Raw genomic sequence first — 13,935 nt, 5'->3', positions numbered from 1 at the left:
GACTACCTTACCCCTTCGCTTCTACTTGTTCTGGTTTGAACACACGAATTGCCCAAATCAAGAAACCAATTAGGAAGAATGCTGAAGGTGCTAGAAGCATCAAGCCGTTTGGCTGATACCAACCACCGTTGCTCACTAGAGGTAGTACTTCCATACCAAATAGTTTGCCAGAGCCTAGAAGCTCACGGAAGAAACCAACAGTGATAAGAACGAAACCGTAACCAAGACCGTTACCAAGACCGTCGATAAACGATGGGATTGGCGCAGACTTCATTGCGAATGCTTCAGCACGACCCATTACAATACAGTTAGTAATGATTAGGCCAACGAATACAGATAGCTGCTTAGAGATATCGTATAGGTATGCTTTAAGCACTTGGTCTACCACGATTACTAATGATGCGATAATTGCCATCTGAACGATGATACGCACACTGTTAGGAATGTGGTTACGGATCAAAGAAACGAAGAAGTTAGACAGAGCAGTAACGAACATTACCGCGATAGTCATAACAAATGCTGTTTCTAGCTTAGTGGTTACTGCAAGAGCAGAACACACACCAAGAACCTGTAGCGCGATTGGGTTGTTATCCAACACAGGCGCTAAGATGCTCTTTTTAATTTCTTTTGCACTAGACATTAGTTCAGACCTCCGTCACGAACTTTTGCTAGGAACGGACCAAAGCCCATATCACCTAACCAGAAGTCAAATGTATGTTGAACACCAACGCTAGTCAGTGTTGCACCAGAAAGGCCATCTACACCGTGCTCAGAACCTTGAGGAGCGCCACCTTTAACAACCTGAATAGCAGGTTTGTGGTTTTCGTCGAATAATTTCTTACCAACGAATTGAGCGCGCCAAGTTGGGTTCTCAACTTCACCACCAAGTCCAGGAGTTTCACCTTGCTCGTAGTAAGTGATACCAGAAACTGTGTTGCCATCAGTTTCTACCGCAACGAATGCGTACATCATTGACCAAAGGCCGTTACCGTGAACAGGGATGATAACTTTAGAAGTCTCAGCGCCATCTTTCACTAGGTATACAGTACCCGTGTTAGCACGACGAATGATCTTAGCGATGTCATCTTCAGCTGAAAGCTTGATTGACTGAGCTGGATCTTTTGCCGCTTTACGTTGGTCGTATGCAGCAGCATCGCCGTCAACGAAATCGCCAGTAGCGAAATCAACTAGACGAGGTTCGATGTTCTCTGCGTAGAGTGCTGGGATATCACCTGCAAGCTCAATACCCGCAACTTCAAGGATCTTAGTTTGCTGATCCAGAACTGCGTTAGCTTGCTGCTTAGGTTTAAGAACAACTGCAGCTGTTGAAACGATGATTGAGCACACTAGGCTCAATGCGATAACAACAAACAGCGTCTTTTTAATGCTATCGTTATTACTTGCCATAGCGCGCTAGTCTCCGCTTAATGTTCTTCTCGATTACAACGTGGTCAAACAGAGGAGCAAATAGGTTTGCGAATAGAATCGCAAGCATCATGCCTTCTGGGTATGCAGGGTTAACTACACGAATCATTACACACATTGCGCCGATTAGGATGCCGTACCACCACTTACCTTTGTTGGTAAATGAAGCTGATACTGGGTCAGTCGCCATGAAGAACATACCGAATGCGAAGCCACCTAGAACTAGGTGCCAATGCCAAGGCATGCTGAACATTGCGTTAGTATCAGAACCGATCACGTTGAACAGCGTAGACACAGCAATCATACCGATCATTACACCAGCAATGATGCGCCATGAAGCGATACGCATGTAAACGATCATCGCTGCACCAATCATAAGTGCTAGAGTTGATACTTCACCGATAGAACCTGGGATGTTACCAATGAATGCGTCCATCCAAGTGATTGCTTCACCTGATGTCACGTTCATTAGTGCGCTACCGCCGCCTTGAGCCCATTGGCTAAGAGCAGTTGCACCAGAGAAACCATCTGCAGCAGTCCAAACTACGTCACCTGAAATCTGTGCAGGGTATGCAAAGAATAGGAACGCACGGCCAGCAAGTGCAGGGTTCAGGAAGTTACGACCCGTACCACCGAAGATCTCTTTCGCCACAACAACACCGAAGGTAATACCTAGTGCTGCTTGCCATAGAGGAAGCGTTGGCGGAACGATAAGCGCAAATAAGATAGAAGTAACAAAGAAACCTTCGTTTACTTCGTGCTTACGCACCATACAGAACAGAACTTCCCAGAAACCACCAACGATGAATACCGTTGCGTAGATAGGTAGGAAGTATGTCGCACCAAGTAGCATCTTGCTGCCAACACCTGCATCGGCTCCTAAGGAGGCTCCAAGCATTTCGGTTAGCCAGTAGTGCCAGTTACCACTGATAACAGATGCTAGTTCAGCGCCTGCGTACATATGGTTAAGTGCTGAGATAGCTTGGCCACCCGCGTTGTACATACCCCAAAACATTGCTGGGAATACCGCGAACCAAACCATGATCATGATACGTTTTAAATCAACGCTATCACGAACGTGCGAGCTTTTCTTTGTAATAAGACCTGGCGTGTAGAACACTGTCGCTGCTGCTTCGTAAAGCGCAAACCACTTCTCGTGTTTACCACCTGGCTCAAAATGATGCTCGATGTCTTCAAGAAACTTTTTAAGGCCCATGAAAATTACCCTTCCTTCTCAATCGTATCTAGGCATTCACGAAGTAGTTGACCGTACTCGTACTTACCTGGACATACAAAGGTACACAATGCTACATCTTCTTCGTCTAGTTCTAGCGCACCAAGTGCTTGAGCACTATCAATGTCGCCTGCACATAGATCACGAAGCAGCAATGTAGGTTCCATATCTAGAGGCATTACGCGCTCGTAGTTACCAATTGGAACCATTGAGCGGTCACTACCGTTTGTAGTCGTTGTCATGTTGAACAACTGACCTTTAAACAGGTGACCAAGGAATGAACGAGTAACAGAGAACTTGTTCTTACCAGGCATAGCCCAGCCGAATAGCTCTTTATCACGACCTTCACGTAGAACAGAAACTTGCTGATGGTAACGACCAAGGAAAGCATGTGGACCGGTTGCTTCAGTACCCGTAAGTACAGAACCAGAAATCACACGAACTTCGCCTGGCATTAACTCGCTGTCTGTCAACTCTTCAAGGCTAGCACCAATTTGAGTACGAACTAGACGTGGGTTATTCACCACTGGACCAGCCAGAGAAACAACACGCTCAGAGTAAATCTCACCAGTAAGGAAAAGCTTACCGAATGCGATAACATCTTGGTAGTTAATGCTCCACGCTACATTTTGTGCATTTACCGGATATAGGTAATGCATATGCGTGCCTGCAAGACCTGCAGGGTGTGGGCCATCAAAAACATGTTCTTCAACGTTAGACTGAGCTGAACGAGGTAAGCTAGTACCTTTTTTACAAACGTACACTTCACCGTTAGTCAGAGTTGAAAGAAGATCTAAACCAGCAACGAAAGCATCAGACTGCTCGTTAATGATTAATTCTGGCTCAGCTGCTAGCGGATTAGTATCCATAGCAGTAACGAAAATAGCCTGAGTTTCAGAATCAACTGCTGGAACCTTGCTGAACGGACGAGTTCGCAAAGCGGTCCATGCGCCAGACTCAACTAACTGAGTTTTAACCGTTTCACGGTCAAGACTTACTAGTTGGTTAGCTTCATAGCTATTGAACGTGATTTGCTCATTGCCTGCTACTTCAATCACTACTGATTGAAGAACACGCTTGGCACCACGGTTCACTTCAATAACTTTACCGCTTGCTGGAGAAGTAAATACAACACCTGGGTTCTTTTTATCTGCAAAAAGAACTTGGCCTTTCTTCACTTCATCACCAACGCGAGCATGCATCGTAGGACGCATACCAACGTACTCTTCGCCAAGCAAGGCGACTTTAGTGATGGACTTACCATCATTAATCACCTGGGATGGAGTTCCTGCGATAGGAAGATCCAAACCCTTCTTTATTGTAATCATACGCACTTGCACTACTTTATCGGGAAAAAGATTCTTTTAATTGCGTAAATTCGGGACGTTTTAAAATCGCCCTTAGACACGACATTACAGTGTCCGGTTTTGGTAAATTAGAGATACCAAAATCGCAACATTACATCAATAAACTCATCACAAAGATTATGTGAGATTTATCAGGTGCCGTATTCTAGCATTTTTTGACAACTTGATGCCATGACCAATAACTTGAATACGGCCTTAATTTGGTGAGATTTGAAGCATATGGACTCTCAAATATGTATAAATTTGACGAGCCGCACAGATAAAATGGCTTTTGAATCGTGTTTTAAACAAGAGATTAATACTCTGTCACAAACTAATATTTTACGAGTTATGTTGAAACACTGTTAATAAAAACATTACTCATTGTGGGTATTTAAAGACGCCTACTTTGACATCAATTTGAGTGATATAAACCCTAAAAACACATCAGCCTGGCGATAAAAAAGGCAGCATAGCCACCTCTTCTATCAGTTAGTTTTATTACTTACCACCGCCCATACACATAGGGCTGTCTGGCACGTTATCGAGTTGCTTCATCCATTCATCTTTTGTATAAGTGTGAATAGATAGTGCGTGAATATTATTCGCTAGCTCTTCTGAAAGTGCTTTATTTACCGCTCGATGACGACCAATAAGGCGCAAGCCTTCAAACGCATCGCTGACAACAATCACTTTAAAATGACTCTCAGAACCAGCCGGAACATTGTGCATGTAGCTCTCATTGACCACGTTTAAATGACTTGGTGAAAACTCATTGTGCAATTTTGTTTCGATAACTTCTTGGATCATTATGATTCCTTAATAACGTATTGGCATTATCTGTGGGGGAAGTATAAACCCTAACTGGTCGACTGTCTGAGTATTTCATAACGAACGACTTAGGTTTGGTTGAGTTTTTTCTATCTTGTTCAGGCTGCATTTGAGACAATATCTTTGTTATTTCTTACATAAGTATCTCAAGCTATGAAAACCGAACTTACTCTTCTCGATAGAACTTTGACCTTACATCGTTTCCCCAACCGTTCAAATGAAACCCTTCAAGCTTGGGATGCGGGCGACGAATACATTATTAGTCACGTTGAAGAGATGAATCTGGAACCGGGTAAACACATCCTGATCATGAACGATAGCTTTGGTGCCCTGTCGGCATGGTTCTCTAAAGATCATGATGTCACCATGATGAGCGACTCGTTTATCTCTCATCGCGGTGCGCTAAAAAACTTGCAGCGCAATCAAAGTAACCGTGTGAACTTCCTGAATACGATGGATGATATCCCACACGGTATCGACCTTGTGATCATGCAACTACCGAAAACAAACCGTCATCTAGTATGGCAATTGAGCCAACTACGCCAAGCGTTGCCAGAAGGCTGCCAAGTCATCGGTGTAAACAAAGTAAAAGACATCCACACATCTACACTTAATATTTTCGAAAAATACCTAGGCGAAACCAAAACTTCTCTAGCGAAGAAGAAACATCGCTTGGTTATCTCTTCACCAAATTGTCAGCCGATTCAAACGGTCGAGCCTTTTGTTGAATGGGATGTAGACGGTGAAGATATTCGCCTGAAAAATTTACCGAACGTTTACTCAGGCGAGGCACTCGATCAAGGCGCTCGCTATATGCTAGAGCACATCCCTCAAGATCCTGAACTGCGTCATATTATCGACCTAGGTTGTGGCAACGGTGTATTGAGTGTAAAAGCTGGGCAATTAAACCCACAAGCGCGTATCACCTGTGTTGATGAAAGCTTTATGGCAGTGGAATCAGCGCGCCAAAATATTAAGGATAACCTTGGCGAAGAAGGTAATTTCCAGTTCATCGCCAATAACTGTTTAGATGGTTTTAAGAAAAACAGCACTTACTTAGTTATGTGTAACCCTCCGTTCCACCAACAACAAGCGATTACAGATCACATTGCATGGCAAATGTTCTGTGATGCAAAGCATGTTCTTAGCAACGGAGGCAAATTAATTGTTATTGGTAACCGACACCTCGGATACGATGTCAAACTAGCAAGACTATTTGGTGAAGCAAACGTTGAAACGCTTGAACTAAACCAGAAATTTGAGATATTACAAGCAACAAGAGAACCTGCGAATTTTAATAAATAAGCAGAAACGACGTCACAAGAATTTAAGATACCGAGCTCCTGGTGTGAATTTAGAAAGGATAAAGGAATGAAAAAACTGATTTTGGCTGCTTCTATTTTGGCTTTGACAGCATGTTCAGCCCCTCAGCAAGAACAGATCAACGTAATGCCAGAAGCTTCACTAAGCTCAAGCAACCTTGTACAAGGCAAAACATACACACTAACCAGTAAAGATGTTCGTGCCGCTCAATATGTTGCATTGGTTGATAGTGGCCGTTCAAACATTCAGCCAATTCACGCTAAGCAAAACATGCGTATTTCTCTAGAAAACGCTATTGCTCAACAATTGGAGTCTCAAGGTTTTCGTGCAAGCGTTAACAGTGAAAACTCAATTGTTTTAGAGATTCAAGAAGCGCTTGTTACCGTCAAGCACACCATCATGGAAAACCAAATGGATGGTAAAGTAACTCTTGAAGTAACCGCTGAAACGCCTGAAGGCAAGCTAGTTAAGACATTCAATGGTACAGCAACTCGCACAGGTGCATTAAGTGCATCAAATGACGATATCGCAATGGTACTAAACGATGTTATCGACTTAGTTCTTAAAGAGATTGCCAATGACCAAGAGCTGCAAACTTACATGAAGGAACGTTTCTAATGGGGCGCATTCTATCTTCTATCGCATTGATGCTGGTGAGCGTGAGCGTTTGGGCTGGTCCTAAAGTGAACGTAGAAACAACATTAGGCGGCTTCACTATCGAGCTAAACCAAGAGCAAGCACCGGTTAGTGTTGATAACTTTCTGAAATATGTTGCTGACGGTAGCTACGAAGGCACTCAGTTTCACCGTGTGATCCCGGGCTTTATGGCTCAGGGTGGTGGCTTCGATCAAGATATGAAGCAATTAGCAACTTATGCGCCTATCAAAAATGAAGGCAGCAATGGCCTGAAGAATGATACTGCAACGATCGCAATGGCTCGCACCAATGCACCAGATTCTGCAACTCGCCAGTTCTTCATTAACTTTGCAGACAACGATTTCTTAAACGCGAAAGGCGGTAATCCTGGTTACGCTGTGTTTGGTAAAGTAACCGATGGTTTTGACGTTGTTCAGAAGATGGCAACAATTCCAACCAAGCGAATGGGCCGCATGTCAGACATTCCTGTCGACCCAATCGTCATCACTAAAGTGACCCTTCTTAAGTAATCCAATGTAACGCCCTTATTCTTAAGGGCGTTTTCTATACAAGGACGCCCCATGTCATCAGGCACCCCCTCTCTTTCTTGGATGCAAACTTTCCGCAGCTACTTAGACAAACGTCTACTTTGGGTGTTTATGCTCGGTTGTTCGAGTGGCTTCCCATGGGTTCTGATTGGATCCAACATGTCTGGTTGGCTAAAAGATGCCGGTTTAACTCGTGCTGCGATCGGTTATTTCGGCAGTGTGTTTGCTGTCTATGCTATTAACTTTTTATGGGCACCGTTGGTAGACCGAGTCAAACTGCCAGTTTTACACGCGATATTAGGCCAACGACGCAGTTGGATATTCTTGTGCCAAAGCTTGGTATTGATCTGTACCCTGTTCATTGCTGGAGTAAACCCAGCCAATGACTTGATGTTCACCTCTATGCTTGCTCTCGGAATAGCTATCGCCTCAGCAACTCAAGATGTCGCAATAGATGCCTTCCGTATTGATTCATTTCCAAAATCGGAAGCATCAAAGTTGCCACAAGCATCCGCAATGGCCGTGATGGGATGGTGGACTGGCTATTCTCTTCCAGGTTATCTTGCTTTTATCAATGCTGACTCAATCGGTTGGAATGGTGTGTATTACGGCATGGCTGGTGTAGTTGTCGTGTTAATGCTGTTTACTCTTTTTGTCGGAGAACCCAATACACAACGTGAAGCATTACAAGAGCAAGCACAACAACGTCACAACAGAGTTGTGGGTTCAAAAGTCGTCGCTTGGTTCAGCGTTACAGTGCTAGAACCGTTTTATGATTTCTTCAAACGAAACGGAGTTCAAGTTGCCATCACCCTTCTACTGTTTGTGTTCCTATTTAAGATAGGTGAAGCCTTCTTGGGTAGAATGTCTATCACCTTCTATAAAGAGATAGGCTTTAGCAATGAACAGATTGGCCACTATTCTAAGTTAATCGGTTGGGGCGCGACGATATTCTTCACCTTGCTCGGCAGTATCTTCAATGTGAAATTCGGTATTGTACGCGGACTAATGATTGGTGGCATCGCAATGGCAGCCAGCAACCTAATGTTTGCGTGGATCGCTCAGGCAGGCCCTAGTGAAACTCTGTTTTTGGCAACTATCATTGTCGACAACTTCACAACCGCCTTTTCGACGGTAGCATTTGTCTCTTTTTTAACCTTACTGACTGGCCAAGCTTTCTCAGCGACGCAATATGCCTTATTAGCATCCTTAGGCAATTTCGGTAGAACAACACTGGCTTCATTCAGTGGCGAGCTCGTCGATTACCTCAATGATTGGTCAACCTTCTTTATACTGACGTCATTAATGGTGATTCCGAGTTTGATCATGCTCTATTCGTTACGCCACTTTTTCACTGATTTATTAGAAAAAGCGAAAAACAACCACGAATAAAAGAAAAAAAAAGCAAAAGAGAAGAGGGGAGCATTGAGCTACCCTCTTCTCTTTTCTATTTTCTATTTTCTATTTGCAGACGCTTAACGGATTAATCTGTGGTTTCACTTACTATTAAGTTAAATCCCGTTCCCATCGAATCATCAATCGCCACTACTTGATACACAACACCGTTAACTAAGCTCGCAGGCGCGGAGTCAATAGCAACAGTAGATGGATCGCCAGCCACCGTAATCGTCACATAGTAAGTTCCCGCAGCTACATAAATACCATTCGCGAAGTCTTTGAATTTCACATTACTCAACGCAGGCGTACTTCCAGAAATTCCCACGTTCTCGGTTAAATAAATATCAACCGAAGCTGCAATTGGATTAGCTGCAGCATGAGTAATGTTCAATACTGCACTGGTTGCAACAGAGCGTCGATTTTCTGGAACAACTAGCGCTTCCAAATTGAAAGGACTTACCGTCCCCACGGCATAGATACTGTAATCCATTCCGGCAAACACCGCTAAACCGTCAACATCAATGAATGTTGGAGAGGTGGTTGCTGTTTCATAAATATCGATATCGTAACTGCCTGCTGCCAAATCTAAGAAGCCACGAACTTCTTTAAACATTAGAGCATCAAGAGGAGCAAACTTAGCCGAGTTTACATACACATCCACAGAGGGTGCACCATCAACTAAATGCCCTACTCTCACTTCTGCAGATTCTGCCATGTCGTAAATTATAGATGAACCTTTGCCATCCATTACCATCAGCTTCACCGGAGACGTACTGGTTGAATCCGCTCTTGGCACGGCTGCAATGGTCAGCTCGCTACCAGCAGGGAGAGTGATCTCTCCTGAATCAAACGCGATAGCACTTCCACTCACGGTTTCTAATCTCACTCGATATTGTCCTGCAGGTATGTTTAGCACATCAGTGAACCCTTTGTATCCCAAAGTTCCAATCGGTGCGCCTAGAGGATCATTCGGCGCTGTAACGTATAGATTCACATCACCAACTCCAGTTGCCGCGTGAACAACTTGCACATCCAAACTCGAACTCGTCGCCGTTCCAGCTGCAGGTCGTGTCACAACGAGAGCCTCAACTGGGTTGTTGGAACCGTCAGCATCACCGATCACCATCACCGTGTAATCTAAATCACCGCTTAAATCGAACTGGCTTGGCGGAATCACTGTCGCCACACCATCTCCAGGGAGTTGAACATCGACCTGTAGAGTTGTCTGCCCTTGGTTTACCGAGGCGTAACCCGACGCCTGAGCATAATCAACCCCAGTCCAACGAGCCTGACTATTAACTAACACATTAGCTAGTGGAGCATCTGGCGATGCGTGAACAGCTTGCAGCTGGGTTGTTGGTTGATCGTCATCATTACACCCTACAATGAATAGGGCTGACATCGCTACAGCGAGTATAGGTGAATATTTCATTGGTCTTCTCTCCAAAAAGTTCGACCAGTTCGTCACACAGAAGATAAGCTCAGGAGCAGATCTTTAAATGTTGCCTCAAAATTGGTGCAATGAACGGTCTCAATATTATCAGCGATGAAAAAACAAACAGATTTAAAAGTCAGGCTAGTCATCACATGAATTGTTCATCAATTGATTCCAACACCATTACGAATTTGGTCGAAAATAGATCAAATACAGGATGGAGGGCGATTTGATTTAGTCACTTTTCAGCACGAAAACCCTTGGAAAGGAATACTGTTGATTTTGATATGCATGTCACGATTTTTGGTAGAATCGTTTGCTTAGAGCGGTATTTCACCAATTTATACACAAAATAATCGAATTTCACAAAATCAATAGAAGTAGGGATTCATCAAGATGCATAGCAACATTAAAGTTCCATCATTTAGATCGTTAGTGTGATCACGCTCACCATAATAATCATAGTTTTCACTCTGTCTCACTTTTATTTGAGAACAAAATCGCTATTATGCTCGGCATTCGGACATATAAACACGCACGGATTAGCGGGTTACTTATTTCAAACATAGAGAGTTCCATTATGCGTAAATCACTTTTAACTCTTGGCCTACTTGCAGCAGCTTCTGCTCCAGTAATGGCGGCTGATTATTCTGACGGCGATACTCACAAGAATGATTACAACTGGATGCAGTTTAATATCATGCACACTATCGATGAGAAGCCTCAAGACAAAGATCATACTTATCTTGAAATGGAGTTTGGTGGACGCTCTGGTATCTTCGATCTTTACGGTTACATTGATGTATTCAACCTAACTAACGATAGCGGCAGCGATAAAGCAAAAGACGATCAACTGTTTGTTAAATTTGCGCCTCGTATGTCTATCGATGGCCTAACTGGTAAAGACCTTTCTTTTGGTCCAGTACAAGAACTATACGTTGCAAACTACACAACTATCGATGGCAAAGCTGACGGTGGTTACGCAACTAAAACAGGTATCGGTTCAGACGTAATGGTACCTTGGTTTGGTAAAATGCAATTCAATCTTTACGCTACGTACGATCTAAATACGAAAGATTGGAACGGTTACCAATTTTCTACAAACTGGTTTAAGCCATTCGTAAACTTCGATAACGGTTCATTCATTGCTTACCAAGGTTACATCGATTACGAGTTTGGTCGTGATAGTTCATACAACCAGTCGAGCAACGGCGGAGCTATGTTCAATGGTATTTACTGGCACAATGACCAATTTGCTGTAGGTTACGGTCTTAAATTATACCAAGATGTATACGGTCTAAGAGATGGTGCTCAAATTGATAGTGCTAACCCACAATACGGCCAGTTCTCTACTTCAGGCGTAGGTCACTACTTCGCAGTAACTTACAAGTTCTAATCGAACTTCTAAGAAAGTTTCCAAAATGGCACCCTCGGGTGCCATTTTTTATTGCTTTCATTTAATGCCTCGCTATCCTTGCAGCACCACTTTCTTATCTCGGTATTGCTGTGAACATCACTATTGTTGGCCCTGGGGCTATAGGCTCTTTATGGGCAATAAAACTGCTTCAAGCAGGTCATAATGTGGCTTTGTGGAGTCGTTCCACGGACCACTCAATTGACTTATCACTTGATGGACAAGCTTCACTTTCCTTCAGTAACAACAATATCGAGAAGCTATCAGAAAGTGACCTAGTGATCTTCACGGTCAAAGCTTGGCAAGTAGAAGAAGCAACCACTCCACTGCTTCAACACCTAGACCCTGACACCATTCTCATGTTCATGCACAACGGTATGGGGGCGGTCGCTCAGATAGCAACTCAAATTGATACTCACCCAGTAGTATTGGCTACAACCACACAAGCGGCATTCAAACCCGACAAGAATAATGTTTCTCATACAGGGTTCGGACAAACTCAATTGGGTGCTTTTAACCTCAAGGGTCAACAGTGCACTTTTTTAGTTGATGTGTTGGAACATGCCTTCCCTGCCGTGAGTTGGAATCCAGAAATAACAACGGCGCTGTGGGCTAAACTCGCCATAAATTGTGCGATCAACCCACTGACTGGGCTGGAACAAATCAAAAACGGAGAGCTTGCTGACAAAAGATTTAGCGAAGCTCTGAGTTCTATAATTAAAGAACTCACGCAAGTGATGCAGGCGGAAGGCATTACTTGTTCATTCGACGAATTAGAAACAAGCGTAAAACACGTTATTCAAGCCACGGCTCAAAACAACTCTTCCATGCAGCAAGATATGTTTTATGAGCGCAAGACAGAGATCGACTTCATTACCGGACACCTAATAAAGACAGCACTCAAACATCAGATAGAAGTTCCTGTTAACCAAAAGCTGTTTACGCAGGTTAAAGAACGAGAAAATAGCTGGAATCATCAAGATTAGTCAGCAACGATTAACAAGTCGCGATAAAATAACGATACCGCTCAGCATAACGCTAGCAACAATTTCCAAGATTTTAGGTAAGAATAGATGCTTGATATCAATCACATCCGAGAGCAGTTTCCTGCGCTATCACAAACCATCAATCAACAACCGTTGATTTATTTAGACAGCGCGGCAACGACACAAAAACCTCAGGTGGTTATTGATGCCATTAGCCAATACTACTCCAAACAAAATGCCAATGTTCACCGTGGTAGTCATAGCTTAACAGCCAACGCGACCAGTCAATTTGAAGCCGCCAGAGATAAGGTCGCTCAGTTTATCGGCGCAAGCTCTTCAAAAGAGATTATTTGGACTCGCGGCGCAACCGAAGCACTTAACCTGATCGCACAAACTTACGCAAGAAGCACGCTTCAACCTGGCGATGAGATCTTAGTCAGTGAAATGGAACATCACGCCAACATCGTGCCTTGGCAAATTGTGGCTGAACAAACTGGTGCTAAAGTCGTGAAAGTACCAATGACATCAGATTGTGAATTTGATCTTACTGCCTTTGACGCCCTTTTGAATGAACGAACCAAGATTGTTGCTCTGGCTCAGATAACTAATGTGACTGGTTCTCGTCAGCCCATTGAAGAAGTGATCGAGAATGCACACAAGATGAATGCGATTGTTGTGGTCGATGGAGCGCAAGGTATTGTTCATGAACCCCTTGATGTTGCGGCTTTAGGGGCTGATTTCTACGTGTTCTCAGGACACAAGCTCTACGCCCCTGCAGGCATCGGTGTACTTTACGGCAAGCTAGAATTGCTCCAAGCAATGCCCCCTTGGCATGGCGGTGGCAAAATGGTTGAGCGCGTGTCTTTCTCTGGTACCACATTTTCTGAACTGCCAGGGAAGTTTGAAGCGGGCACGCCAAATGTAGCAGGAGCGATAGCATTAAGTACCGCAATAGAATGGTTAAGTGGTTTTGCTCAACGAGATGTCGAAAATCATATCCACCAGCTACAGCACGAGACTTATCTTGAACTCAGTAAACTGGATGATATTCAGGTTTTGGGGTATCAGCCCAACGCAAGCGTGATTACTTTTGTGATGGACGGTGTTCACCATCAAGATATTGCTACTCTGCTGGATCAGCAAGGTATCGCAGTACGTGCTGGACACCACTGTGCTCACCCATTAATGGATGCACTCAATGTCAAAGGGACAGTACGGATCTCATTTGGTATTTATAACAATCTGGATGATGTTGAAAATCTCGTAGCGGCGATAGAAAAAGCCGTCGATATGCTGTAGCGAGTAGCGAGTAGCGAGTAGCGAGTAGCGAGTAGCGAGTAGCGAGTAGCGAGTAGCGAG

General features: G+C 43.9%; 13 protein-coding genes. 7 read left to right on the top strand and 6 right to left on the bottom strand.

Features of this window, described 5'->3' with window-relative positions:
* Positions 1-7: 7 nt before the first annotated feature.
* The 5 genes from ACED28_RS04480 to bolA form a co-directional block, all read right to left on the bottom strand.
* Positions 8-640 carry an NADH:ubiquinone reductase (Na(+)-transporting) subunit D gene (locus tag ACED28_RS04480; RefSeq protein WP_004735210.1) on the bottom strand — a complete coding sequence of 211 codons (633 nt, stop codon included), beginning with the start codon at positions 638-640 and terminating at the stop codon, positions 8-10.
* Complete coding sequence (locus tag ACED28_RS04475; protein ID WP_017098020.1) at positions 640-1,407, bottom strand: Na(+)-translocating NADH-quinone reductase subunit C; 768 nt, start codon at positions 1,405-1,407, stop codon at positions 640-642. Before ACED28_RS04475 ends, ACED28_RS04480 begins: the two co-directional genes overlap by 1 nt.
* Positions 1,397-2,641 (bottom strand): NADH:ubiquinone reductase (Na(+)-transporting) subunit B, encoded by a 1,245-nt coding sequence (locus ACED28_RS04470; protein ID WP_304568690.1) that lies wholly within the window; start codon positions 2,639-2,641, stop codon positions 1,397-1,399. The genes ACED28_RS04475 and ACED28_RS04470 overlap by 11 nt, the downstream gene beginning before the upstream one ends.
* 5 nt (positions 2,642-2,646) lie before the next feature.
* Entirely contained in the window at positions 2,647-3,987 is a 1,341-nt protein-coding gene (locus ACED28_RS04465; protein WP_371709397.1) for a Na(+)-translocating NADH-quinone reductase subunit A, read from the bottom strand.
* 519 nt (positions 3,988-4,506) lie between these two features.
* Positions 4,507-4,815: a transcriptional regulator BolA gene (bolA, locus tag ACED28_RS04460; RefSeq protein WP_009848370.1), complete on the bottom strand. Its 309-nt coding sequence runs from the start codon at positions 4,813-4,815 to the stop codon at positions 4,507-4,509.
* A 174-nt stretch (positions 4,816-4,989) separates the two neighbouring features.
* On the opposite strand from bolA, the gene ACED28_RS04455 reads away from it, so the two are divergent.
* From ACED28_RS04455 to ACED28_RS04440, 4 genes are all read left to right on the top strand, one after another.
* Complete coding sequence (locus ACED28_RS04455) at positions 4,990-6,141, top strand: class I SAM-dependent methyltransferase (protein ID WP_017098022.1); 1,152 nt, start codon at positions 4,990-4,992, stop codon at positions 6,139-6,141.
* Between the two features lie 66 nt (positions 6,142-6,207).
* On the top strand, positions 6,208-6,777 hold the full coding sequence (locus tag ACED28_RS04450) for a YajG family lipoprotein (protein ID WP_009848368.1): 570 nt from the start codon (positions 6,208-6,210) through the stop codon (positions 6,775-6,777).
* Complete coding sequence (locus tag ACED28_RS04445) at positions 6,777-7,325, top strand: peptidylprolyl isomerase (protein WP_009848367.1); 549 nt, start codon at positions 6,777-6,779, stop codon at positions 7,323-7,325. The genes ACED28_RS04450 and ACED28_RS04445 overlap by 1 nt, the downstream gene beginning before the upstream one ends.
* Before the next feature lie 51 nt (positions 7,326-7,376).
* A complete protein-coding gene (locus ACED28_RS04440) occupies positions 7,377-8,735 on the top strand; it encodes an MFS transporter (protein ID WP_012603364.1) in 1,359 nt (452 codons plus the stop codon).
* A 91-nt stretch (positions 8,736-8,826) separates the two neighbouring features.
* On the opposite strand, the gene ACED28_RS04435 is transcribed toward ACED28_RS04440, so the two are convergent.
* The gene (locus tag ACED28_RS04435; protein WP_371709381.1) at positions 8,827-10,173 is read right to left on the bottom strand and encodes a DUF4397 domain-containing protein; all 1,347 of its coding nucleotides are present in this window, start codon (positions 10,171-10,173) and stop codon (positions 8,827-8,829) included.
* A gap of 511 nt (positions 10,174-10,684) precedes the next feature.
* Here ACED28_RS04435 and ACED28_RS04430 point away from each other — a divergent pair.
* The 3 genes from ACED28_RS04430 (at position 10,685) to csdA (ending at position 13,875) form a co-directional block, all read left to right on the top strand.
* Positions 10,685-11,572 (top strand): outer membrane protein OmpK, encoded by an 888-nt coding sequence (locus ACED28_RS04430; protein ID WP_012603361.1) that lies wholly within the window; start codon positions 10,685-10,687, stop codon positions 11,570-11,572.
* Positions 11,573-11,682: 110 nt separating this feature from the next.
* Positions 11,683-12,576, top strand: coding sequence for a 2-dehydropantoate 2-reductase (gene panE / locus ACED28_RS04425; RefSeq protein WP_269337571.1), 894 nt, complete (start codon positions 11,683-11,685; stop codon positions 12,574-12,576).
* A gap of 87 nt (positions 12,577-12,663) precedes the next feature.
* Positions 12,664-13,875 (top strand): cysteine desulfurase CsdA, encoded by a 1,212-nt coding sequence (csdA, locus tag ACED28_RS04420; protein WP_371709380.1) that lies wholly within the window; start codon positions 12,664-12,666, stop codon positions 13,873-13,875.
* Positions 13,876-13,935: the final 60 nt, after the last annotated feature.

This window comes from Vibrio sp. 1F253, assembly GCF_041439295.1.
GTDB lineage: Bacteria > Pseudomonadota > Gammaproteobacteria > Enterobacterales > Vibrionaceae > Vibrio > Vibrio tasmaniensis_A.
This window is presented reverse-complemented; position numbering and strand designations above follow the sequence as displayed.